At 64.3% G+C, this 934-nt stretch carries 1 protein-coding gene; it reads left to right on the forward strand.

The features are described from left to right. The first annotated feature begins 377 nt into the window (after positions 1-377). Positions 378-851: a hypothetical protein gene (locus IFT51_RS15260; RefSeq protein ID WP_192061841.1), complete on the forward strand. Its 474-nt coding sequence runs from the start codon at positions 378-380 to the stop codon at positions 849-851. Positions 852-934 lie beyond the last annotated feature (83 nt).

Raw genomic sequence — 934 nt, forward strand, 5'->3', positions numbered from 1 at the left:
TCGGCTCGGTTCGGCATAGCCTGAAGCTCTCGCTATCGAGAGGGACCTTCATGCACCTACCGCGCACGTCACGAAAGAACACGATCACCGCCCTGTTCTTCACGGTCGCAGCTGGCTTGGGCACGGTCATCGAGTTGCTCTTTAACATCTGGGGGCCGACGCGCGTGCACGGCAGTGCGACCCCTCCGCGGCGGAAGCGTCGGTGAGCCGCTGTATCGACCCGAACTACCTCGGGGAGCCCCGCCGCGAACACGATGAGACCACCGGAGGATCGCTCCTCTTCACTCGTGCGTGCGAGACGTGCCGCTGACGGTCGACATCAGCACGAAGACGAGGACGGACCTCTGATGCTGAGATTTTTCGTCTCGACTTCCGTCGTGGCCGGGTTCATCGTCGCGGGGTGGCATTCGATCGGTCCCGAGCAGCCCGTGTTCGCGATCGTGGTCCAGTTTCTCCTCATGGCCTGGGCGGCTTTCACCGTCACGGAGCATTTCCCTCCTCTGCGAGGCAGATGGTGGAGGGTCTCGGAGCGGCAAGCGAGCTTCTTCCGGATGGCCGGTGTCGGTGCGTTCGGTCGCTTGCTCACCGTTGTCGGCTGGAACCGAGTCATCACTCGGGAGCGCAACTACCAGGTCACACGAGCAGGGATGCTGGCCCTCGAGCAACACACTCGTCGTTCAGAGGTCGCGCATCTGCTGTGTGCCGCTGCGGGGCTCGGCCTCGCGGTGGCTGCGCTCGTGGCCGGCACCTCCCCCGGTGCCGCCTGGTTGATGGTGTCGACGATCGTCTTGCAGCTGTACCCGGCCATGCTCCAACGATCCGTTCGGGCACGCCTTGGACGGGTTGTCTAGTCAGGTCCTCTCGGCCTCTCGCGTCACCTGTGACCCCGCGGGACTTGCAAGCTCGATCCGGACCGCTAGACGATCCCCTATCG

Source organism: Frigoribacterium sp. CFBP 13712 (assembly GCF_014842255.1).
Taxonomy (GTDB): Bacteria; Actinomycetota; Actinomycetes; order Actinomycetales; family Microbacteriaceae; genus Frigoribacterium.